At 29.4% G+C, this 24,493-nt stretch carries 24 protein-coding genes; 15 read left to right on the top strand and 9 right to left on the bottom strand.

Annotated elements, in window-relative coordinates; translation table 11 throughout:
• Window positions 1-278, top strand: a 278-nt coding sequence (locus B5E92_RS07570; RefSeq protein WP_143357573.1) for an LPXTG cell wall anchor domain-containing protein, incomplete at its 5' end; no start/stop codon positions are given.
• A 412-nt stretch (window positions 279-690) separates the two neighbouring features.
• On the opposite strand, the gene B5E92_RS07575 is transcribed toward B5E92_RS07570, so the two are convergent.
• The 3 genes from B5E92_RS07575 to B5E92_RS07585 form a co-directional block, all read right to left on the bottom strand.
• Window positions 691-1,458 (bottom strand): HAD family hydrolase, encoded by a 768-nt coding sequence (locus tag B5E92_RS07575; RefSeq protein WP_087300785.1) that lies wholly within the window; start codon window positions 1,456-1,458, stop codon window positions 691-693.
• 75 nt (window positions 1,459-1,533) lie between these two features.
• Window positions 1,534-2,211, bottom strand: coding sequence for a TIGR00266 family protein (locus tag B5E92_RS07580; protein ID WP_087300787.1), 678 nt, complete (start codon window positions 2,209-2,211; stop codon window positions 1,534-1,536).
• Between the two features lie 15 nt (window positions 2,212-2,226).
• Window positions 2,227-3,261: a lactonase family protein gene (locus B5E92_RS07585; RefSeq protein WP_087300789.1), complete on the bottom strand. Its 1,035-nt coding sequence runs from the start codon at window positions 3,259-3,261 to the stop codon at window positions 2,227-2,229.
• Between the two features lie 192 nt (window positions 3,262-3,453).
• Between B5E92_RS07585 and B5E92_RS07590 the strand changes: the two genes are divergently transcribed.
• From B5E92_RS07590 to B5E92_RS07600, 3 genes are all read left to right on the top strand, one after another.
• A complete protein-coding gene (locus B5E92_RS07590) occupies window positions 3,454-3,945 on the top strand; it encodes an Lrp/AsnC family transcriptional regulator (protein ID WP_087300791.1) in 492 nt (163 codons plus the stop codon).
• Entirely contained in the window at window positions 3,945-5,117 is a 1,173-nt protein-coding gene (locus tag B5E92_RS07595; RefSeq protein ID WP_087300793.1) for an aminotransferase class I/II-fold pyridoxal phosphate-dependent enzyme, read from the top strand. The genes B5E92_RS07590 and B5E92_RS07595 overlap by 1 nt, the downstream gene beginning before the upstream one ends.
• Before the next feature lie 100 nt (window positions 5,118-5,217).
• On the top strand, window positions 5,218-7,548 hold the full coding sequence (locus B5E92_RS07600) for an HAD-IC family P-type ATPase (RefSeq protein WP_087300795.1): 2,331 nt from the start codon (window positions 5,218-5,220) through the stop codon (window positions 7,546-7,548).
• Between the two features lie 31 nt (window positions 7,549-7,579).
• Here B5E92_RS07600 and B5E92_RS07605 read toward each other — a convergent pair whose 3' ends face one another.
• From B5E92_RS07605 to B5E92_RS07615, 3 genes are all read right to left on the bottom strand, one after another.
• Complete coding sequence (locus B5E92_RS07605; RefSeq protein WP_087300797.1) at window positions 7,580-8,368, bottom strand: MurR/RpiR family transcriptional regulator; 789 nt, start codon at window positions 8,366-8,368, stop codon at window positions 7,580-7,582.
• 68 nt (window positions 8,369-8,436) lie between these two features.
• A complete protein-coding gene (locus B5E92_RS07610; protein WP_087300799.1) occupies window positions 8,437-9,009 on the bottom strand; it encodes an RDD family protein in 573 nt (190 codons plus the stop codon).
• A gap of 123 nt (window positions 9,010-9,132) precedes the next feature.
• Window positions 9,133-9,858 carry a 6-phosphogluconolactonase gene (locus B5E92_RS07615; protein ID WP_087300801.1) on the bottom strand — a complete coding sequence of 242 codons (726 nt, stop codon included), beginning with the start codon at window positions 9,856-9,858 and terminating at the stop codon, window positions 9,133-9,135.
• Window positions 9,859-10,129: 271 nt separating this feature from the next.
• Here B5E92_RS07615 and B5E92_RS07620 point away from each other — a divergent pair, with 271 nt between their 5' ends.
• From B5E92_RS07620 to B5E92_RS07670, 11 genes are all read left to right on the top strand, one after another.
• A complete protein-coding gene (locus tag B5E92_RS07620) occupies window positions 10,130-11,497 on the top strand; it encodes a PTS sugar transporter subunit IIC (RefSeq protein ID WP_087300803.1) in 1,368 nt (455 codons plus the stop codon).
• A 193-nt stretch (window positions 11,498-11,690) separates the two neighbouring features.
• Window positions 11,691-12,311, top strand: coding sequence for a hypothetical protein (locus B5E92_RS07625; protein WP_087300804.1), 621 nt, complete (start codon window positions 11,691-11,693; stop codon window positions 12,309-12,311).
• A 9-nt stretch (window positions 12,312-12,320) separates the two neighbouring features.
• A complete protein-coding gene (locus B5E92_RS07630; RefSeq protein WP_087300806.1) occupies window positions 12,321-13,316 on the top strand; it encodes a YafY family protein in 996 nt (331 codons plus the stop codon).
• Window positions 13,317-13,441: 125 nt separating this feature from the next.
• A complete protein-coding gene (locus B5E92_RS07635) occupies window positions 13,442-14,290 on the top strand; it encodes a phosphate ABC transporter substrate-binding protein (RefSeq protein ID WP_239404313.1) in 849 nt (282 codons plus the stop codon).
• A 9-nt stretch (window positions 14,291-14,299) separates the two neighbouring features.
• Window positions 14,300-15,232, top strand: a complete 933-nt coding sequence (gene pstC, locus B5E92_RS07640; protein ID WP_087300808.1) for a phosphate ABC transporter permease subunit PstC — start codon at window positions 14,300-14,302, stop codon at window positions 15,230-15,232.
• Window positions 15,225-16,091 carry a phosphate ABC transporter permease PstA gene (gene pstA / locus B5E92_RS07645; protein WP_087300810.1) on the top strand — a complete coding sequence of 289 codons (867 nt, stop codon included), beginning with the start codon at window positions 15,225-15,227 and terminating at the stop codon, window positions 16,089-16,091. The genes pstC and pstA overlap by 8 nt, the downstream gene beginning before the upstream one ends.
• Before the next feature lies 1 nt (window position 16,092).
• Window positions 16,093-16,848: a phosphate ABC transporter ATP-binding protein PstB gene (gene pstB / locus B5E92_RS07650; protein ID WP_087300812.1), complete on the top strand. Its 756-nt coding sequence runs from the start codon at window positions 16,093-16,095 to the stop codon at window positions 16,846-16,848.
• 9 nt (window positions 16,849-16,857) lie between these two features.
• On the top strand, window positions 16,858-17,517 hold the full coding sequence (phoU, locus tag B5E92_RS07655) for a phosphate signaling complex protein PhoU (protein WP_087300814.1): 660 nt from the start codon (window positions 16,858-16,860) through the stop codon (window positions 17,515-17,517).
• Window positions 17,518-17,527: 10 nt separating this feature from the next.
• On the top strand, window positions 17,528-18,211 hold the full coding sequence (locus B5E92_RS07660) for a response regulator transcription factor (RefSeq protein WP_087300816.1): 684 nt from the start codon (window positions 17,528-17,530) through the stop codon (window positions 18,209-18,211).
• Window positions 18,195-19,895 carry an ATP-binding protein gene (locus B5E92_RS07665; RefSeq protein ID WP_239404312.1) on the top strand — a complete coding sequence of 567 codons (1,701 nt, stop codon included), beginning with the start codon at window positions 18,195-18,197 and terminating at the stop codon, window positions 19,893-19,895. The genes B5E92_RS07660 and B5E92_RS07665 overlap by 17 nt, the downstream gene beginning before the upstream one ends.
• Before the next feature lie 103 nt (window positions 19,896-19,998).
• Entirely contained in the window at window positions 19,999-20,898 is a 900-nt protein-coding gene (locus tag B5E92_RS07670; protein ID WP_087300818.1) for a DegV family protein, read from the top strand.
• Window positions 20,899-20,913: 15 nt separating this feature from the next.
• Here the strand turns inward: B5E92_RS07670 and B5E92_RS07675 are convergent, their stop codons facing one another.
• From B5E92_RS07675 to B5E92_RS07685, 3 genes are all read right to left on the bottom strand, one after another.
• Entirely contained in the window at window positions 20,914-22,986 is a 2,073-nt protein-coding gene (locus B5E92_RS07675; protein WP_087300820.1) for a sensor histidine kinase KdpD, read from the bottom strand.
• Between the two features lie 11 nt (window positions 22,987-22,997).
• A complete protein-coding gene (locus B5E92_RS07680) occupies window positions 22,998-23,702 on the bottom strand; it encodes a response regulator transcription factor (protein WP_087300822.1) in 705 nt (234 codons plus the stop codon).
• A gap of 75 nt (window positions 23,703-23,777) precedes the next feature.
• A complete protein-coding gene (locus B5E92_RS07685; RefSeq protein ID WP_087300824.1) occupies window positions 23,778-24,455 on the bottom strand; it encodes a TVP38/TMEM64 family protein in 678 nt (225 codons plus the stop codon).
• Window positions 24,456-24,493 lie beyond the last annotated feature (38 nt).

Raw genomic sequence — 24,493 nt, forward strand, 5'->3', positions numbered from 1 at the left:
ATCAAGACGGAGTAGAAACATTAGTAGAATATAGTAATCACTGGTCATGGATTTATACATTAAATAATAATCCACAAGATAGTGATGGAACTCATATCTGGCAATGGGCTGCTAATTATCAACCAGCTCAAACAACTACAAAACCTGATACTCCTGTTGATACTAATAAACCAGCTAATTCAGTTAAAACTGGTGATGATGCTGACTTAATGTTATTAGGTGGACTTGTAGCTTTATCTGTATTAGGAACAGTTGCAGTAAGAAGAAAATATAATTAATTTAATTGGCTAAAGATTAGGTAATTTGAATAATCAGTTACCTGATCTTTTTTTGTTTAAAGATTGAAACAAAGAGGTAATAAGTTGTTAGAAAAATAACTATATACTTATATAATTAATATAAAAATTTCTTTAAAAAGTGAATGTAATAAAATGCTAAAATTAAATAATCCATATTTATACTTTATTATTAATAGTTAAAATTCCATTAGGTATTATGATTATTGTGGATTATTTATAATAAAGTAGATAAATAAGTAATCAATCAAATAGCGAATAGTAAGTTAGAAGATTTACAAATATTAGAAGCTTGATAATATGCAATGGAGATAGTATTTATCGCTTAATAACAAGTTGCAAGGGTAATAAAAAGAGAGGAACAATGATACTAACTTAGCATCATCGTTCCTTTTTAAATAAATTGATATTGTTTACAAGCATTGTATAAACCATCATCATCAATACTATCTGTTACATATGTAGCAATACTTTTTAAATATTCATCACCTTGTCCCATACAGATAGAGATTTTTGCGTGTTTAAACATTTCAACATCATTTAATGAATCACCAAAACAAACATATTCTTCAAGCTGATATTTATTTAAGAGATATTTAATACCAGTTGCTTTTGTAGCATCGGCATGAGTAATATCACAATAAGTAGATACTCCTGGTAAAACATGAATGCCACTAATTGCTTTAAAATGGACATAATTATAACCTAATGGTCCATAAGCAATCATCGCAGCTACTTTTTCGTCATGATATGTTCCAACTGGTGGGACTTGAGAATTGAAGTATTTGATGGCAGTAAGCACATTTTCATCTGGGTCTTGTGTTAAAAAACGATTTTCGGTTTTTAAAGCTAACGGAATATTATGTTTTTTGGCAGTTTCAATGCATTGTCTTACAACTTTTGGATCAATAATTAATTCTTGAATTAAGTTATAGTCTTGATCAAGAATACTTTGACCATTATTGCAAACATAGCCATCCCATTTAATTAGATCAGGGATACCAGTTCTTTTTAATGAATTTACAGAACGACCTGTAGCAACACCGATTTTATAACCATATTCATGTAATTTGTTTAATGCTTCTATTGTTGAAGGACAAACTTTATGATGATGATTATCACGTAATGTTCCATCAACGTCAAAAAATATCATTGGTTTCATAAATATACCTCATTTCGATAGTATTTTAACAAAATTAAAGGAATATGCAAAGCATATTCCAATTAATCATGATTATTAATTTCCACCAGTTGGAATAAATGGTGAAATAACTGAAGCAACAGAGCTAATTGGCATTGATTGTAACACAAGTTTACCAGGACCGGTTACAATAGTATTGAAAAATCCTTCACCACCCAATAGCTTGTTTTTAACACCTTTAACACTTTGAATTTCCATTTTACATGTTGCATCCATCATTGCTAAATATCCAGTATCAACAATCATTTGTTGACCAGGTAATAAATCATATTCAATTGCAGTACCGTCAATTTCTAAAAATACTAGACCATGACCACTGATTTTATTCATGATAAAGCCTTCACCACCAAAAAAGCCGGTACCAATTTTTTTATTGAAAAAAACTGACATTTCAATATTCTGAGTAGAAGCTAAAAATGTTGATTTTTGGATTATTATTTCATGATCAGGATCAATATTAATTGCTTTGATTGAACCTGGAAATGATGATGCAAAAGCAATCATCCCGTCATCAATAGCAGTATAGCGATTTTGAAACATTGTCTCACCACTAAACATCCGACCAAAAGCTTTTCCAAAACCACCACTAGTTGTTTCCATTTTCATAACAGGATCCATCCAGCTCATGGCCCCACTATCAGTAATCATAGTTTCACCTTTTTGTAAATGACAAATAACTACAGGTAGATTATCACCTTTAATTTCATATCTCATTATTATATTCTCCTTTTATTTATTTACAGCAATACAAACAGGGGCAGGAATTTTTAAAGTATAAACTGTTCTAACTAATTGTTCTTCCTCTTCATCGAATGTAAATAATTCTATTTCGTCATCATCTTGAGCGCCAACAATTAAATATTTATTATCAATTATATTGAAATCACGAGGACTTCTACCAGTATGAACCATATATAATAGACTGACTTTACCGGTTTCTTTATTTACCCGATATAAAACAATACTATCATGACCACGATTTGATACAAAAAGATGATTCCCAGTATCGCTTAGGCGAATTGCACTAGCACTTGAAAAGTCATGGAAATGACGAGGAGTAGTATGGATTACCTGGATTAAATTTAAATATTCATCACTATATTTAAAAACCATCAAATTATTAGCAATTTCGTTTACTAAATAAGCATAGCGACCATCTTTTGAAAAAATCATATGTCTTGGTCCGGAACCAGGAACAACGTTTAGATTATGGTTACTAGCCTCTTCAAGCTTACCATCTTCATAGGTATACATAATAACTTTATCAGCACCTAAATCAACTGCGTAAACATATTTTTTATCAGGGGTAATTCCAACACAGTGGCAATGAGGGCCTGTTTGTCGTTTTAGTAAATCAGGACCTAAACCGGTGTGATGAACAGCGTTTATTTTTTGTTTAATATAGTTGTTTTCTAATAAATAAGATGCAGTTGAACCAACATGATAATTTGCAGCAAATAAATAGCGTAAATTATCACTGACACATAAGTGAGTATATGAGCGCCCGTTGGAATTATAATTATTATTAGGGATTAATTCATCTTTGTAGATGGAAAAACTGCCAATTCCTCCACCATCATTAAATTTGCCGGCGTTTTTATAACTGAGAAATAAAGTGTTATTTTTAGTGATCATATAAGATGGGTAATCTTGAGTAACTATATGTTGCACTAATGAAAATTTTTGTGTTTTTTCGTCAAGATTGACTATATAAATTCCTTTATCATCATTTTTGCCGTAGCTAGATACATAGAATGTTAGCATTGTAAAACCTCCTTGTTATTATTTTATCATAATCTATCTAGTAAAGGGATGATATTATGTTTTTTTAATAAATATTTAGTAATATTATTATAAAAAAATGTAATAAAAAATAATTATATTAATAAATATTAGTATCTTTACCAATGTTATAAAATGTTATATAATAATTAAAATAAATTGGAGGAAGAAATTATGGATGAGAACTTATTATTGACATTACTTCATGATAATGCGCGAATGGAAGTAACTGATTTAGCAATGGCTCTAAATGAAACTGAAGATAATGTCGAAAAGACAATCAGCCAGTTAGAGAAAAATAAAGTTATCTGTGGATATCATACGATTATTAATTGGGATCGTACTAATGTAGATAATGTAATGGCAATGATTCAAATCAACGCAACACCAGAAAGAGAATATGGTTATGATCGTATCGCTAAAAAAATCTATTCTTTTCCTGAAGTAGATACAATGTACTTACTTAGTGGAAGCTTTGAATTTGTTGCAATTGTAAAGGGGCATACAATGCAAGAAGTTGCTCATTTTGTTGGGTCTAAATTAGCACCATTAGAGGGAGTTATTGGTACAGCGACGATGTTTGTTTTAAAACAATATAAAAATAATGGAATTAGTTTTGATGATAACGATAAAGATAGTGCAGAAAGGCTATTGGTAACACCATAATGGATTTTAATAAAGTATTAAATAATACTGTTAGAGAAATTCCCCCTAGTGGTATTCGTAAGTTTTTTGATTTAGCTAGTGAAATGGAAGGCGTTATTTCTTTAGGAGTTGGTGAACCTGATTTTGATACTCCTTGGAAAATTAGAGAAGCTGCAATTTATTCTATTGAACAAGGTAAAACATTTTATACGGCTAATAAAGGACTTGCAGAGTTAAGAAAAGAAATTTGTCGTTATCAAAAAAGAAGATTTAATTTAGATTATGATTATGAAAAAGAATGTGTTGTAACGGTAGGTGGTTCAGAAGCTATTGATTTAGCATTTAGAAGTTTAATTAATCCTGGTGATGAAGTTATTTTGTTACAGCCAAGCTATGTTGCTTATACACCTGGGGTTGAATTAGCTGGTGGAAAGGTTGTTAATATTGAATTGAAAGAAGATAATCAGTTTAAATTAACACCTGAATTATTAGAAGCTGCTATTACACCAAAAACTAAAGCAATTTTATTGAACTATCCAAGTAATCCTACTGGTGGATTTATGACAAGAGAGGATTATGAAAAAATAGTTCCGATTATCAAAGAACACGAAATTATTGTTATTACTGATGAGATATATGCAGAGTTATCATATGAGCAAAAATTTTGTTCAATTGCTGCTTTTCCAGAAATAAAAGATCAGGTTATTTTAGTAAGTGGTTATTCTAAAGCTTATGCAATGACTGGATGGCGACTTGGTTATGTTTTAGCTAATGAAGTTTTAACGAATGCAATGAATAAAATTCATCAATATGTAATTATGTCAGCGCCAACTGGTGCTCAATATGGAGCAATTGAAGCAATGCGTCATTGTGATAATGAAATCGAAAAAATGCGACAAGCTTATATGTTAAGAAGAAATTATATCGTTAAGGCTTTTAATGATATGGGATTGCATACTTTTACTCCACAAGGGGCTTTCTATGTTTTTCCATGTATTAAGTCAACTGGGATGACTTCAGAACAGTTTTGTGAAGAGTTATTAAAAGATCAATTAGTCGCATGTGTTCCTGGAAATGCTTTTGGCCAAGCTGGCGAGGGATATATTCGAGTATCATATGCTTATTCAATTGAACAAATAAAAGAAGCTACTTCAAGAATTAAAAAATTCTTGGATAAATTAAATAGCAAGTAAAAGGTCAATCGTTTGATTGACTTTTTTGTTAAATGTTTGTTAAGAATGTATGACTAGTTGTTAAAATATAATATAATAAGAAAATCTGGAGGTGACTTAATTGGAAAATGATAATTCCTTATTTTATAAAACAGGGTTAAATGATAAAGAAGTTAATGAAAGAATAGTTGAAGGGAAAGTAAATGGGGTTAGTAAACCTGCAAGTAAAAGTTATGGACAAATAGTTAAGGATAATGTTTGTACTTTATTTAACTTATTAAACTTTTTAATCTTTATTGCTTTGGTTTTGGTCCAGGCATGGTCAAATTTAGTTTTTATTTTAATTATTATTGCTAATATCTTAATTGGTATTTATCAGGAAGTTAAAGCAAAAAAACTAGTTGATCAATTATCAATTTTAACTAAACCAACAATTACTGTAGTTCGTAATGGGAAACCTACAGTTGTAGATATAAATGAAGTAGTTTTAGATGATGTTTTAGTATTAGAAAGTGGTAATCAAGTTTGTAATGATGCTACAGTTATTCATGGGATGATTGAAGCTAATGAATCATTATTAACTGGAGAATCAGATCCGATAAATAAAAGTGTTGGTGCTAATTTATTATCTGGTAGTAGTGTTGTATCTGGAAAATGTTATGCCAAGGTAAAAAATGTTGGTGATGATAACTATGCAACTACATTAGTTAAAGAAGCTCAACAAGTAAAAAAACAGAATTCTGAATTGATGGAATCAATGAAAAAAGTTACTAAAGTAACTACTTTTATGATTATTCCTTTAGGAATTATTTTATTTATTGAAGCATTGTGGTTACGTCAAGATGTTTTATTTGAAGCTGTTGTTTCTTCAGCAGCTGGATTATTAGGAATGCTTCCTAAAGGGTTAGTATTACTTACAAGTGTTTCTTTAGCTAATGGAGTAGCTAGATTAGCACAGAAAAAAGTATTGGTTCAAAATTTATATTCATTAGAAACACTATCACATGTTGATGTTCTTTGTTTGGATAAAACCGGAACAATAACTAACGGTAAAATGAAAGTAGAAAAAACATTTACCTTAGAAACTAATGATAGTTTTGATTTAAAAGAAGTCATGGGTTCTTATCTGAAAGCAAGTGATGATAATAATGCTACATTCCAGGCGATTGATGAGTACTTCGGTGAAAATGATACATATCAGCATACAAAAAAAATACCGTTTTCTTCACTTCGTAAATGGAGTGCTATTGAATTTAAAGACTTGGGAACAATTGTTGTAGGAGCAGCTGAAAAAATTATTCCAGGACCTTTACCTGAAGAAATTAGCAAATTGATGCTTGAAGGAATGCGAGCTATTGCTATTGGATATACTAAAGAAACAGTTAGTGATAATCAGGAACTGCCAAAATTACAACCATTAATGGCTGTTATTTTATCAGATACAATTCGTGATAGAACAAAAGAAACTTTAGCTTATTTCCATAAAGAAGGAATTGAGGCTAAAATAATTTCAGGCGACAACGTTAATACCGTTATGGCGATTGCTAAAAAGGCCGGTGTAATTAACTATGATCGTTGTATTGATATGAGCGAAGTAAGCGATGACGATATAAAAGATATAGTTACTAAATATACTGTTTTTGGAAGGGTAACACCAAGTCAAAAGAAATTAATTGTTGAAGCTTTACAAGCAGATGGACATCATGTAGCGATGACAGGTGATGGTGTTAATGACTTATTAGCTTTAAAAGAAGCTGATTGTTCAATTGCAATTGCAGATGGTAGTGATGCTTCAAAACAGATTTCACAAGTTGTTTTATTAAACTCTGATTTTACTTGTTTACCAGATGTATTATTAGAAGGTAGAAAAGTAGTTAATAACGTTACTCGTGTAGCTGGGGTATTCTTTATTAAGACTATTTATACAGTGTTATTATCTATATTCTGTGTATTAACAAATACACCATTTCCATTTATCCCATTGCAGATAACATTGATTGATTTATTAATTGAGGCAATGCCTTCATTCTTAACAATTTTTGAATCGGATACTCGAAAGATTACAGGACACTTTTTACCAAAAGTATTTTCTAAAGCAACAGGGAATGCAGTGTCTGTGGTAATTCTATTTATTTTCATTATGTTATTTGGAAGTAATTTAGGATTAGATCATTTAGAATCGGTAACATTGATGTATTATGTTTTAGTTATTATTTCAATGATTGCTGTAATTCGTTCATGTTATCCGTTTACTAAATTAAGAATTTTAATTTGTTTAATGATGGTATTTGGTTTCATCTTTGCAATTTTATTCTTTAGTGATATCTTAGACTTAGCAAGTGTATCATTGAATATTGTTTTAATGGGATTAGTTTTATCAGTTATAGGTGTAGTAATTGAACGAGGTATTTATCGATTAATTACTAATTATATGAAACAACATAATTTATAGTAAAAAAGATATCTATTTAAAGATATCTTTTTTACTGTGATTTTATATATTCTAGATATTTTAGGGCAATCATTGATTCAATTGTCATTAAACTATAAGGATGACTAGCATAGTCATTTCTAGAACTATAAGTAATATATTCATCAACATATGGAAATGTCGTATTAAGGTTAGATGTGATTAAAACAATTTTTGGCTTATTTTTCTGGTTAGTAAATGGAGTTGTCCGTGGATAAACTCGATTAAAATATGAACCAGATTCAGAAAAAATGATAATTAATGTATTTTCATCGGCATTGTTAATAAATTCTTTTTGGTTTGTAAATTTTATATGCGTAAAGATTAATTTTCCATTTGTTTGTAAGTCGTATTGTAAGTTTAAAGCGATACTTTCAGAATGCATATAACCAAAAGCCCCAACTTCTTTATATTGATAGATGTCTTTAACTAGTGCAGTGATTTGAGAGTCTAGTTTATCGGTATATAGATTTTTTAAATTATCAATGATCGAAAAAACGTATGATTGTAAAATGTTTTCGTTTTTAGATGGGGTAAAATTAAATTTATTATGGGCATATCGGTATTCTAAAGGTATTTTAATAATTTGTGACTTTAATGTATTATAATTATCTAAGCCGATTTCTTTACAAAAACGTGAAATACTAGAATTAGAAACAAAACAGTTATTAGCTAAATCACTAATCGATAGATCCTCAAGAGTATGTAAATTTTCTAAAAGATATTTAGCAATTTTATAGTTGTTTGAATCTTTTGGTTCGCTATTGATTGTAGATAATAAAATAATAACTAAATTAAACATGATCATCACCCACTTTATATAATATTTTTTGTATTATATCATGGGATTTCTTTACTTGACAATAAATATTAATCTTTTATAACTATTGTTTTAGCAATCTTATCGTGAAATGATTGTGATTGTTTATTAAAATAAGCGTAAATAATTGAGATTATAGTGATTATATAAGTAAGATATTGCCAATAAGTTGCTATTTGTGAATATCCAACTAAACCAACTAGTTTATGGATACTTGTTGCAGTGATAATGATACCTCCTTCAATCCAGGTACTTGCAATCATATCACGAATAAATAATGTTTTAGCATTTACTGGCTGATAGTCTTCAGTAACTATTTTTATTTTACATATTTTTTTACCCAGTGTTTGGCCTTTAAACAAATAACTAGGAATGACCCAGTAATAAATTATACCAACGATAAAAGCAAAAATTATTAAACCTAAACCTGTCATGAATGGATAATTAGTATATTCAAACATACGTGGTTTTAAATAATCACCATCACGAAGATAAAAAGTTATTGGAATAACTGAAATCATTTGGGTAAGATACCAGTCAATGATCATCGCTAGAAAACGACGCATTCTTGTTTCGACAATTACATTTTTTGATTGTTGACGGTTGATTTTTTTCTTTGCCATAATTTCCTCCTGATTTTAACTTAGTTAAATTATATCAAGGGCACTTTTTTTCTTTCAATTAATTTCCAAATCTTGGAAAAGACAAAAGCCCTGATTTTGCATCAGGGCTAGAAACAACAAAGATTATAAGCGATATTCTTTGTAATCTTCTAAATTTAATAATGAAGCGGCATCTTTATCACAAATAACTGTGAAATTTGGATGTAGTTTTAAGATAGTAGATGGTAATTCATCACTGATAGGAGATTCAATCATTTTTTTCAAAATCTCAGCTTTATGTTTACCATTTACGATCATTACTAAATGTTTAACACGCATTAAACTCTTAGGTCCCATTGATAAAGTAAATGGTAGATCAGGTTTTGGTGGATAAGTAGGGTTTGCTTTGTTTTTTGTAGCACGATCCATTATATATGTATAGCTATCCATTGGTGTACAGCGTGGGCAGTTACTACAAAAATGACCATCCCAACCTAAACCGATTAACATAACATCTAATTCTCCAGCTTGACGAATTTCCCAGTCATATTTTTCCCAATTTTCCATTGTAGTTGTATGAATTCTTTCATCTGGAATATTAGCATCATTGAAAAATAATTCATGCATTTCATCCCAGTTTGGTCCATATGGTTTATCTTTATATGGAGCTTCATCAAATAGATAGTATTGAACGTTTTTAAATTGTTCTTTATCTTTAATAATAGGAGCCATCATTTTATATAATGTTTTTGGTGATTCACCAGCAGTTAATGAAATGTTGACACGTTTATCTTGCATCATAGCTCCAAGTAGTATGTGCATTGCACTTTCGCTCATTTCTTTTTCAGTTTCTTCAATAATTAGTTTCATAGTACTCCTCCGTCATTGATTATTTATCATTGAGGAGATAAACACTTACACATTTGTAATTATAGTAAGAAAAATGTGAAAGTCAACTCAAAATAATAGCATTTATAAATTAATTTTTTGCTGTAAATTAGGCTAATTTTATATTTTACTACATTTTATTTTTAAATAACAAGTTATTTCTAAAATATGGAAATATATTCAAAGATTTGGAAATTTGATGAATTTTGTCAATAAAATTACTATACTTGTAGGTAAGAAAGGGGAGATATATATGAATTTCATGGATAAGTTCAACGAACTTGCCAATCGTACTTTGGTCCCTATTGCAACTAAACTGGGGAACCAAAGACATTTAGCAGCGATTCGTGATGGTATGGTTGTAGCGATCCCATTATCTATTTTAGGTGGGTTTTGCTTAATTATTTCAACACCACCATTTACACCTGATACATTACCTGATTGGGGATTTTTCAGTGACATGTTAATGGGGTGGTATAATTGGGCTCAGACCTATAAAGCTGCACTTCAAGTTCCATATAACATGACAATGGCGTTAATGGGACTATTTGTTACTTTTTCAATATCTTATCATTTGGCTAAAAGATATGAAATGCCTGGCTTAAATGCGGCTTGTGTTACTACTGCAGTCTTTTTAATTATGTCAGCACCTTCAATTTCTGCAGTACCAAGCAGTGTTATTAGTGAAGGGGCAAAAGCTTCAGATTTATTAGCTCAAGCAGGATCTTATATTCCAACAACATATTTAGATGCCAAGGGAATATTTACAGGTATTTTATGTTCTATAGGCTGTGTTGAGATAATGCGTTTATTATTGAAGAAAAATATTCGCTTTAAATTACCAGAAGGAGTACCACCAGCAATTACTTCATCATTTGATGCAATTATTCCATTATTTGCTTGTGTAATTGTTTTCTATGGTGCTTCATTAATAATTCAAAACTTAAGTGGTGAATTATTACCAAGTATGTTAATGACAATCTTAGCGCCAGCAGTTTCTGGACTAGACTCATTAGTAGGAATTTGTTTAATTACAATAATTGCTCAAGTATTCTGGTTCTTTGGATTACATGGGGCAAGTATTACGCAACCAATTAGATTACCATTTATGCAAATGTATCTAGTTGCTAATATTACAGCATTTAGTGAAGGAAATACTATTGTTCATTTCTTTACGCAACCATTCTGGTCATATGTAATTACTTTAGGTGGTGGGGGAGCAACCTTAGGATTATGTATTTTATTAACTCGTTCTAAATCTAAAGAATTAAAGACATTAGGACGTTTATCAATTGGACCAGCTATCTTTAATATTAACGAACCAATCATCTTTGGGTTACCAATGGTGTTAAATCCATTGATGATGATACCATTTATATTTGTACCAGTCGTCAATTCAATTATTGCTTACGCATTGATGGCATTGAATGTTGTAGGTAAGGGGGTAATTGAAACACCTTGGACGACACCGGCACCTCTAGGAGCAGCTTTAGGTTGTATGGATGTTAAAGCTGGAATTATGGTAATCGGATTAATATTATTAGATATGTTATTATATTACCCATTCTTTAAATTAACAGAAAAACAAAAGCTTCAAGAAGAAGCAGGAGAAACTAATTAAATCAATTGAGTTGATCAACACTTACACACATTTGACAACTGAATAGATTAAGCGAGATTTTATCTCGCTTTTTTTGCATTTAGGGAATACTTTTTATTTAAAACCGTATTTTAGGTTTTAAAATAATAGGTGATATTGGTATAAAATTATAAAAAAATACTATAATAATGATAGATAAAGGAGTGATGAAAAGATGCAGAGTTATTGGCAAGTAGTTGATCGGGATATTATAGATGTAAAAAGATATTTATTAACAGTGTGTGAAGACATTGATGAAGTACATGACCTGGTTAATCAAAGTATGGATATTTATATTTTAAAAAAGAAGATTGCTAAAAATAAAGAATTAGAGATTTTAGTTTTTACAAGAATTAAGCGTTTGATCGATCGGGCGGTTAGTTTACAGGAAATGGAATATGATCTAGTAATGATGAATCTTTTAATCGAACAACATTTTTATCCTTTACTAATTTATAAATATAAATTAGTAAATCATATTTTAGAATTAGGCGGTTTTTCAGTTGAAACATATTGTTTGTTAAGACATTTAATTAAATTTTCTCCCAAAGTTATTGAACCATTTGTTTTATCGGTATGTAAACGCCTTAATATTAATAAAGAAAAATATTATTATTTAACATGTTATATTTTACTACTAGAAAAAGAATATAAAAAGGTATACCATTATTTTAAATATATTAGTATTGATGAAAGAATAGAACGGTATTTGCCATCTTTATATAATTATAGTCCACGCTTATATCGTAAATATGCTAAGATGATGTATGTACCTTTAGAATTAATAAATGAGTAGGAGAATAATATGGGAGAAAAATTGTATTATGTTTATAAGGTGATAAAAGAAAGTCAAGAACCTATTAGTGGTAAGGATATTGTAACGGCATTAAAAGAATATGGTATTAAAGTAGATATTAAAACTGTTTATAGTTTAATTGAGAGAATTAATGATTTTTATCAATGTTTGACTGGTAAGCAATTGATAAAGACTATTAGGCGTAAGGGATTTATTGTTGCTGGTGATTATTTTGAAGATGGTGAATTACAGTTTTTAGTTGATAATGTTATATCTAATAGTAATTTAGATCAAAAAGCAGCTAATAAACTTGTTAATAAATTATTATTATTAAGTTCAAATAACCAGAAAGATCGTTTATATATTGAAAAAGGTCAGCATCAGGATTTAACATTTGATTTGTTAGTAAATCTTACAACAATTATTAAAGCTATTAATAATCAAAGAAATATTGCTTTTAAATATGTTAGTTATGATATTAGGGATAATCATTTAATAGAAGTTTATCATACTAATGGGAATTTAAATGAAGAAACTTATGTTGTATCGCCATATCAAATCATAGTACGTAATTCAATTTATTATTTAGTTGGGTATTTTAATAAACGAAAAGATAGTTTATCGGTTTATCGAATTGACCGAATGCGATTAGTTATGAATTATCGTGGGCGTTATGAAGATGTCCATGAAAGTTATGATATTATTAAAGAATTTGAAAATAATGTTAATATGTATTTTAGTAATGAACATATTGATTTAACAATAATTTTTGATCGGCAAGTAATTAGGGAGGTTGTTAGCCAGTTTGGAAAAGATATTGAAGTAAAAAAAGTGGATAAACAGCGACTGGCAGCTAAAATTTATAATGTAGCAATGTCAGATGGTTTGATCGGCTGGTTAATGATGCTTCAAGATAAAGTAGAAGTAGTTAGTCCTGAAAGTTTACGAACAAATGTTAAAAACAGGTTAAGAACAATGTTAGAGATGTATTTAAGAGAGAATTAGTGGCAATTCTCTCTTTTCTTTACATAAACTTAACATAATTAATACAGATTTTTGATATAACGCAAGTGTTAATTTGATTATTATATATGTGTCTTAAGAAAGATAAAGGAAGGGATTTAAGAATTATGAAAAGTATGAAAAAAGTATTTGGAGCATTATTAACATTAGTATTATGCTTAGGATTAGTTGGATGCGGTGGTGGATCAGGTGATTCATCAAACGGAGGCGACATTAGTGGTAAAATCACATTAAACGGTTCTACTTCAATGGAAGAATTCGTTAACGCATTATCAGAAGGAATTAAAGAACAATATCCTAATTTAACATTAGAACCACAATTCACTGGTTCAAGTGCTGGTATTGAAGCTGCTATTGATGGAACTTCTGATATTGGTAATTCATCTAGATCATTAACTGATGATGAAAAAAATCAAGGTTTAGTTGAAAATATCGTTGCAATTGATGGTATCGCTATTGTTACTCATGCAGACAATGAAATTAGTAACTTAACTACTGATCAATTAAAACAAATCTATACTGGTCAAATTACTAACTGGTCACAAGTTGGTGGACCTGATCAACAAATCGTAGTTATTGGACGTGAAGCTGGTTCAGGTACTCGTGGAGCTTTTGAAGAAATCTTAGGTATTGAAGATCAATGTAATTACGCTCAAGAGTTAAATGAAACTGGAGCAGTAATGGGACGTGTAGCTGAAACTGAAGGTGCTATTGGTTACGTATCATTCGAAGCAATCCAAGACAATGATACTGTTAAAGCTTTAACTTTAGATGACGTTGAAATCTCTACTGATACAATTAAAGATGGTTCATATACATTACAAAGACCATTCGTAATGGCAACTAAAGGTGAAGTAAGTGAACAAAGCGAACAAGTACAAGCTTTATTTGAATTCATTAATAGTGAAGCAGGACAAAAAATCGTTGAATCTTGTGGATTAGTTAGTCCAAATTAGGAGTAAGTTATGAAAAAAGACATGTTATCTATTATAAGTAATAGAAAAACAAAGTCTATGGTAGAAAAGGCAGCCGCGATAATTTTTCGTGGCTGTGCTATTGTATCTATCGTTGCTGTAGTTTCTATTACTGGTTATATGATTATTTCTGGTACTCCAGCTTTATTTGAAGTTGGTATTGCTGATATTCTTTTTAGCAGTGTGTGGGCACCAACAGCAGCTGACCCGCAATATGGTATTTTGATGATTATTTTGACATCAATTGTAGGTGTTTTTTTAGCAATTTTAATTGGGGTACCAATTGGTGTATTTACAGCAATAAATTTAGCTGAAATTGCTAACCCAAAAGTAAGAAAAATAGTTAAAGCTGCAATTGAATTACTAGCAGGGATACCATCTGTTGTATATGGGCTATTAGGTATTTTAATTGTATGTCCTTTTATGTATAAAATTGAAATGTGGATTTTTGAAGGATCTACTACTCATCAATTTACTGGTGGGGCTAACTTAATTTCGGCAATTATTGTATTGGCAATTATGATTTTGCCAACATTAATTAATATTACAGAAACAGCATTAAATACTGTTCCTGATGATTATCGTAAAAGTTCTTTGGCTTTGGGAGCAAGCCAAATCCAAACAATTTTTAAAGTTGTTTTACCTAGTGCGAAATCTGGGATTGTTTCAGCAATTGTCCTTGGGGTAGGAAGAGCTATTGGTGAAGCGATGGCAATCTTATTAGTTGCTGGTAACTCAGTTAATGCGCCATTACCATTTAATTCAGTACGTTTTTTAACAACTGGAATTGTATCAGAAATGGGGTATGCAGCTGGAACTCATCGACAAGTATTGTTTACAATCGGTTTAGTTCTATTTGTTTTCATTATGGCAATTAACTTAATCTTAACATTTATTATCAAGAAAGGAGACGAAAATGAATAGTGTAAGTATTTTCGACAAAAAAAGTCGAGTTAGTGATAAAGTCTTATATTTCTTGATTCAATTTGCAAGTGCCCTTTCAGTATTAGTATTAGTTGTTTGTATTGGCTATATCTTATATCGTGGTATACCAACTTTTGATTTTTCGTATTTAGTTAATACAACAAGTATATTAAATGATACTGTAGGAATTTTACCAAATATTATTAATACTTTATATATAGTTGTTGTAACTTTATTAGTTGCTTGTCCAATTGGAATTGGGGGCGCTATCTTCTTAAATGAATATGCTAAAAATAAAAAATTTGTTAGTGTTATTTCTTTTACTACTGAAGTTTTAGCCGGTATTCCATCAATTATTTATGGTTTGTTTGGGATGCTATTCTTTGGTGAATTATGCCGTTTAGGATTTTCAATTTTATCTGGTGCTTTTACATTAGCAATAATGATTTTACCGATCATTACAAGAAATACTCAAGTTGCTTTAGAGGCGGTTCCTAAAAGTTATCGTGAAGCTGCTTTAGGTATCGGAGCAACTAAATGGTATATGATTAGAACAGTTCTTTTACCTAGTGCAATGCCTGGTATTTTAACTGGAATTATTCTAGGTATGGGTAGAATCGTTGCTGAATCAGCAGCACTTCTATATACAGCTGGATCACTTAGTATTTTACCAACTAATGTGATTACACACTTATTTAGTTCTGGTGCAACATTAACAATTCAGCTATACTTAGAAATGGCTAAAGGAAGTTATGAAGTTGCTTTTGTAATTGCGTTAGTATTGATTGTAATTGTTTTAGGATTGAACTTCCTAGCAAAATGGATTTCAAATAAATTTGATGTAAATAAGGTGGATTAGAATGGAAAATAAAATCGAAGCAAGAAATCTAGATTTATACTATGGTGAAAAACATGCTTTAAAAAATGTTAATCTAGATATTAAAACAAATAAAATTACTGCTTTTATAGGTCCTTCAGGTTGTGGAAAGTCTACATTTTTAAAGACTTTAAATCGTATGAATGACTATGTTAAAGATGTAAAAATTACAGGAAGTGTTACTTTAGATGGTGAAGATATCTATGATAGTCGTGTTGATACTACTGTATTAAGAAAAAAAGTTGGTATGGTATTTCAACAACCAAATCCATTTCCAATGAGTATTTATGATAACATTGCTTATGGACCAAGAATTCATGGTATTAAAAATAAAAAGACATTAGATAAAATCGTTAAAGATTCATTGGAAGCTGCAGCTTTATATGATGAAGTTAAAGATCGTTTGCATACAAGTGCTTTAGGTTTATCCGGTGGGCAACAACAACGTTTATGTATTGCTAGAGCATTAGCTGTTGAACCAGAAGTAATCTTATTAGATGAACCTACTAGTGCTTTGGACCCAATTTCAACTTTGAAAATTGAAGAATTATTATTAGAATTAAAAGATAAATATACTATTGCAATTGTAACTCACAATATGCAACAAGCTAGTCGTATTGCTGATTATACTGCTTTCTTCTTGGTTGGAGAAATGGTAGAATATGGTAAGACAAAAGATGTCTTTGGTATGCCAAAAGATAAGCGAACTGAAGATTATATTACCGGAAGATTTGGATAGGAGATTAACATGTTAAGAAGTAATTTTGAAAATGATTTAAATAAATTACACGTTGATTTAGATAAAATGTGTCATTTAGTTGTTTTAGCAATTGAAAATTGTATTGTTGCTTTTAAAAGCGGTGATCGTGAACTATGTCGTGATATTATTTCAGGCGACAAAGTTATTAATGATATGGAAAGAACAATTGAAGCACGTTGTCTATCACTGATTTTAAAACAACAGCCAGTTGCTAGTGATTTAAGAAATGTTTCAACAGCATTAAAAGTAGTAACTGACTTAGAAAGAATTGGCGATCAAGGTGCTGATATTGCCGAAATCTTGTTAGATACTGATGTAACATGTCCATACAAAATGGTAGAACATATACCTAATATGGCTGCTTTAGCTAAGGAGATGGTAAAAGGTTCAGTTGAAGCTTTCCATCAATCTAGCTTAGAAAAAGCTAAAGAAATCAAGAATATGGAAGAAAAAATGAATGGACTATTTAAAGAGGTTAAGGTAGAATTAACTCAAATAGTTAATGAAACAGCAGAAAATATTGATTTAGTAATTAATTTCTTAATGATTGCTAAATATTTCGAAAGAATTGGTGATCATGCTGTTAATATTTGTGAATGGGTTGAATTTAATCAAACAGGGTCAGTAGACAATTATCGTTTGATTTAGGAGGTATAAAATGGCAGAACGTATATTTGTAATTGAAGATGATGAAAATATTCGCGAAATAATTAATTTAGCACTTGTAAGCAATGGCTATGAAGTAGTGCAATTTGATAATGCTATTGATGCATTAGCAGAAATTGATAAAAATGCACCGGATTTGGCAATCTTTGATTTAATGTTGCCAAAAATGAGTGGACTTGATGCAATTGTTAAGATTAGAGAAACTAATAATGAATTACCAATTTTAATTCTTAGTGCTAAAGATCGTGAAATTGATAAAGTAAATGGTTTAGATAGTGGTTCTGATGATTATATGACCAAACCATTTGGAATTCTTGAATTACAAGCCCGAGTACGTTCGCTGCTAAGACGGCATAAAACTAGCGATGTAATCAAAACTAAACATTTAATGGTTGATAAACAGACAAGAACTGTTAAATTAGATGGTCAAAATTTAGAACTAACTAATAAAGAATATTTATTGTTAGTATATTTAATGGATAATAAGCACCGTGTTGTAGAAAGAGAAGAATTATTAAATGAAATCTGGGGATATGATTTTATCGGTGAATCACGAGCTCTAGATGTTCATATTCGTGCTTTAAGAAGTAAATTAAAGGATGATGGTCATAAATATATCAGAACGGTTCGTAGTGTTGGATATCGTTTCTACGAGGAGGATGCTGATAGTGAATAAGACAATATTTCGCTATTTTTTAACCGTTTTATTAATTACATTAATATTATCAAGTAGTGTATCAATGGTCATTTTATCCAATCAATTACTTGAAAATACTGAGCATGATATGCTTTATGCAGTAAAACTAATAGAGTATCAATTAGATGATAAACAGGATTTAAAGGAACAAGTCGTTCCTTTAAATGACCTGGCATATAATGATAATACCCGTCTAACAATTATTGATACAGATGGCGATGTTTTAGCTGATAGTGATGAAGAATCAATTGAAGAAAATCATCGCGGTCGTGAAGAAGTTAGAGAAGCTTTAAGCGATGGGGTAGGTTATGCAACTCGTTATTCACAAACAACACATCAAAATATGCTTTATGTGGCTGTATTTAATGATGATTATATTGTTCGTTTGTCGTTACCTTATGATGGGATTTTTGATTATTTACCAGTTTTAATCAAACCACTTGGAATAGGAGCTGTAATATCGTTAGTAATTGCTTTAATATTATCAAAGCGTTTTGCTAATACGCTAACAGCACCACTTCAAGAAATTACAACTCAAGTAATGAAAATGAAAGATTATCGCGAATTAGAATTCGACGATTATAAATATGATGAATTTAATATTATTGCTTATAAATTGGAAGAACAGGCCAAAACAATTCATGATACTATGAAAACATTAAAAGAAGAACGAATTAAAATAAACGGCATTCTTGATCAAATGAAAGAAGGATTTATTTTATTAGATAGTAATTTTGATGTTTTGATGGTGAATCGTAAGGCACAAAAATTATATGGTAATACAATTAAATTAAATCGTTCAATAAAGGATTTTATCTTTGATTTTAAAATAATAAATGCTTTAGATCATTTATCTACTGAAAGACAAATAGTGGAAATTGAAAAAGAAAAAGAATTTTATAACTGCTATGTAGCTAAAGTAGATTATGGAGTAACATTACTGTTTGTTAATGTTACAGAACAACATAACTCTATGAAAATGAGACAGGAATTTTTCTCTAATGTTTCTCATGAATTAAAAACACCTATTACTTCTATACGTGGTTATAGTGAATTGCTGGAAGCTGGAGTTATCAATGATGAGGGCGCTAAAAAGAAAGCATTAGATAAAATCCATGACGAAGTTGATAATATGTCTAATTTGATTAATGACATTTTAATGATTTCTCGATTAGAAAATAAAGATATTGATGTTATTAAACATCCAGTTCATTTAATGCCGTTAGTTGATGAAATTGTTGATACAATGCAAGTTGAAATCGACAAGCGTCATTTAACAGTGACTAAAAATGTAGAAGATATAACTTATATTTCTAATCATCAGCATATGTATCAGTTATTAAGTAATTTAATAACTAATGCAATTAAATATAATGTTGAAAATGGAAGTATAACAATCGAAGCTCATCAATCTGAAACAAATATTATTATTGTAGTGAGTGATACTGGTAGAGGTATTTCTAAAATAGATCAAGGTCGAGTATTTGAAAGATTCTTTAGATGCGATCAAGGGCGCGATAAGGAAACAGGTGGTACTGGACTAGGGTTAGCTATTGTTAAACATATCGTACAATATTATCATGGTAATATTCATCTATCTAGTAAGCTTAATGAGGGGACTACATTTAAAATTGTTTTACCAATGGTTGATAAAATTCTATAATATTTAAAAAGCAATGTTCATTCATTGCTTTTTATTATAAAAATTCATCATTTCTTAATAAGTTAGTGGTATAATTATACTAATATAGAGATGAGGGATGAAAATGTATAGAATTGTAACAGATGGATCTTGTGATTTAGGTATCGATTTAACAAAGAAACTGGATGTAGATGTCGTACCATTTTATATTTCTTTAGATGGAGTTAATTATCAAAAAGAAATAGCAGAATTAGGAATTAGAGAGTTTTATCAATTTATGGTTGATAATCCTAAAGTATTTCCTAAAACTTCAATGCCATCAATTCAAGATTATTTAGATGCATTTAAACCATTAGCTGCTAAAAAGATTGATATTATTTGTATTTGTATTACAACAAAATTTTCTGGCTCATATAATTCAGCTATTAATGCTAAAGAAATTTTATTAGAAGACTATCCAGATGTAAAAATTGAAGTTATTGATGCAACTGTTAATACTGTTTTACAAGGAATGCTAGTTGAAGAAGCAGTTGCTAAGAAAAACAGTGGAGCGTCTTTTGAAGAAACAGTTGCTTTTATTAATGATATAAAAAGTACGGGACGAATCTTTTTTACAATTGGCAGTATGGATTATTTGATTCATGGTGGTCGTGTTGGTAAATTATCGGGTATTGCCGCTGGAGCATTAGGAATAAAACCATTGATTTTATTAAAAGAAGGTGAAATTTTTAATAATGGTATTACTCGTGGCCGCAAAAAATCTAAAGCTAAAGTAATGGAACAAATAATTAATTATTTACAGGAAATGAATCTTAATCTAAATGAATATCGATTTGCAGTAGGATTTGGCTACGATAAAGATGAAGGACAGGAATTTAAAGAACAGTTTATAGAAAAATTGAAAACTTATGATCCTAATTATGACTGTGATATTCCACTACGCCAGATTGGTGCAACGATTGGTGTTCATACAGGACCATATCCAATTGGTGTTGGTCTATTAAAAAAATTTAAAAATAAATAAGGGGAAAAAATCCCCTTATTTTAGGTTGAAAATTACAGTTGTTTTAAACAAATCACCATCAACGTTGATATTAAAAGTACCGTGTTGAAGTTCGGTGAAGCTTTTAGCAATCGATAAACCTAATCCACTGCCACTAGTATTTCTAGAAGTATCACCTTGAACAAATCTCTCTACTAATTTAGCTTCTGAAACTTTAATTTCATCAGCAGAAATGTTTTTAAATGAGATGCTAACCTGATTATCTTCTTTTATAATATCAATGTAAACTCGAGTATTTTCAAGAGCGTACTTACTAATATTTGTTAATAAGTTTTGGAATATTCGATATGTTTTAGAACTATCAAGATTTAAAATGATTTTTTCATCAGGATAATTAGTTTTAAAAATTAAATTTTTTGCGTTAAATTGATCTTCTAATTCAAATTTTGCTTGTTGAATTAATGCAATAATATCAACAGGAACTATATTTAACTTCACATCGCCACTATTTACTTTAGCTACCTCAAATAAATCATCGATTAAATTTTTAAGTCTTAAAGCATTACGATCTAAAGTATTAATGTATTCTCTTTGCTGTTGTTTATCAAGATCTTCATTTTTTAATAAATCAATATAAGTAATAATTGATGTTAATGGTGTTTTTAAATCATGAGATACATTAGAAATTAATTCTGTTTTCATTTTCTGTGATTTAACTTCTTCGTTAACAGCTTTTTCAAAACCGTTTTTTACATTAGTAAATTCATGTCCTAAAGAATTGAAAATACCAATATCCTGATGGACTTCGACATCAAAATCACCATTTGAAAGTCTTTTTACTGCAGTTAGTAAAACCTGATAATTTTTTTGGAAATCTTTAAATTTATTTTTCAATATATAAAATAGAATAGCTGAATAGATTAAAGTAAAGAAAATACCAAAAGTAAAAAAACAACAAATAATAGAAACAATAATACAGTTAACTACTACTATTTTAAGAATTGTTTTATTGATATCATCATTAAAATCAAAATTAGCAGCTTTATCAATTAAATGTTTTATAGTTTTTAAAATCCAGGCACAGATAGTATTTTTCTTTAAAGAATTAACAAAACCTTCTTTAAAATAAGATTTTAAGTAGAAGATTGTAAACATGGCTAAGTATAAAAGTCCCATCCAGGCAACAACATTCATAGTGGCAATAATTGCTTCACTATAATCAGTTAACCCAATAGAATTTAGTCTTGATAAATAATAGCCATTACTAAAATCAACAATTAAACTATAAATAACAACTATTATCCCAGCAAATGCTACGGCAATTAAAATAGCTAGTGGTTCGAGTTTGATTTTAGCAGGATATTTAAATATACCAATTTCTTTTTCGGTTTCATATGGATAAATTAGAATATAAATACAAACTACGACAATGGCACATAAGGCAATTGGAATAATATTTTCGATTACTAAATTAGAAGCTTCATAAGCAATAGAATCTTCAGAATCAGTAATAATATTTTGAGGGACCGCTAAATAAATAGTAAAATTACTTGGGTTATTTAAGGTCCAGTCGCTGCCATCATAATAGAGATAATCAAAATTAGATTGTTTGTAATTATTCCAGATTAATTCAAAATTTTGTTTTACGGATTTATCATTACCTAAAGAATCATATGATAATATTCCGTTTTCATCAAAGTTAAGCATTACATACCATTGATATTTGTCTTGTAAATTTTTATCGTTTTGAATATTAGCTAAATTATCATTAGTGTTTGATGAAATATTATTATTACCAGTGGCATAATAGATAATATTCTTTTTACTATCCATTCTTTCTAAATTATAAATAATATTACTTTGATAAAATGAATTAGTCGTTGTTTCATTAGCAGTAATATATTTATTAATACCTTCTTTACCAACATTATCAAGTTCAAAGCTGATTGGATAAACAGTATCTAGTATGTCATAAAGAACATAGTTTTGGTTAAAATCAACAGTTTCATTCCCATCTTTAGTTATTTGATAGCAAGAATAAACACCGATACTACTAATAAGTAAAATGATAATCGTTAAAATACTGAATAATATTTTCTTTTTATTCAATTTAATCACCTCTACATTTTTTCGATTTTATATCCAACACCCCAGACTACTTTTAAATACTGTGGATTACTTGGATTGATTTCAATTTTCTCGCGTAGATTGCGAATATGCACCATTACTGTTTCGGTATTTATAGCTGTTTCATGCCAAACATTTTCATATATTTGTTCACTTGAGTAAACCCGCCCAGGCTGTTTCATTAACAGTTCAAGAATCTTTAATTCGATTGGTGTTACTTTTATCAGTTTACCATCAACACTAACTTCTTTAGTATCAAGATCTAACTCTAGTCCACCAACAACATATTTATTGCTTTCAACAGTATTTTTATTTACCATGTCTAAATATTTATGATATCGTCTTAATTGCGAAGAAACTCTGGCTAATAGCTCCATTGGGACAAATGGTTTAGTTACATAATCGTCACCACCAATATTTAAACCAGTAATTTTATCAATATCTTCAGATTTTGCTGATAAGAAAATAATTGGAAAATCATGTTTTTCTCGTACTTTCATTGTCATTTCAATTCCATCCATTATTGGCATCATGATATCAACGATTGCTAAATGAATAGTGTTATTTTCGATAATTTCGATTCCTTCTTTGCCATTATGAGCAATATATACATTATAGTTTTGTGATTTTAGATAAATAGCAATTGCTTTAGCAATTTCAATTTCATCTTCAACTACTAAAATATTATCTTGAGTCATTTTTCTACTTCCTTTCACCTTCTATATTATAGAATGAATATATTAAGAATAGTAGAAATGATTTCCAAAGATTTTCTAAAGATTCTTTTTTTTGATATAAAAATTGTAACAAATTAAACCGATTAAAGATATAAGACCGGTAATTACAAAGACTAAAATTGTAAAGCGATAGTTTTGATTGGATAGGGCATTTCCACCAATCGTACTAGTAATTACTGATGGTATCCTAGCAAAAGTGGTTAGTAAAAGAAATGTTTTAAGCTTGATTCTTGTAAATGGTGCAATGTAGGTTAAAAGATCTTTTGGAGTGCCGGGAATAAAAAAAATAATAAAAATGATTAATTCAAGATTTTTCTCTTTTTTTAAAAAAGCAACTTCATGAAACTTTTTTAAATCAAAAAATTTTTTAACAAAATTCAAACCAAATTTTTCAATAAACCAATAGATAAAGATGCTGCCAATGATAGAACCTGTTAGACAAATTATTAATCCAGGAATTGTACCATAACAAAAGCCGGCAGCTACTTCAATAATTTCACCTGGTAGAAATACAAAAATAACTTGAATGGTCATTGCAAAAATTAACATTAATTTACCCCAATTACCAAATTTTGCTAATTTTTCTTTTAAAATAGCTGGATCATTTAAGTAGTTAGAAAATGGTTTATATAAAATTAAACAAATTAGAGCCATGGCAATGACCATAGTCAAAAAAATCAAAATATTTTTTTTATTTTCGGTAATTTTACTCATTTCTTTCACCTCGATATTAGTATAGACAACTAATCTAA

The sequence above is a fragment of the Erysipelatoclostridium sp. An15 genome, assembly GCF_002160675.1.
GTDB lineage: Bacteria > Bacillota_I > Bacilli_A > Erysipelotrichales > Coprobacillaceae > Thomasclavelia > Thomasclavelia merdavium.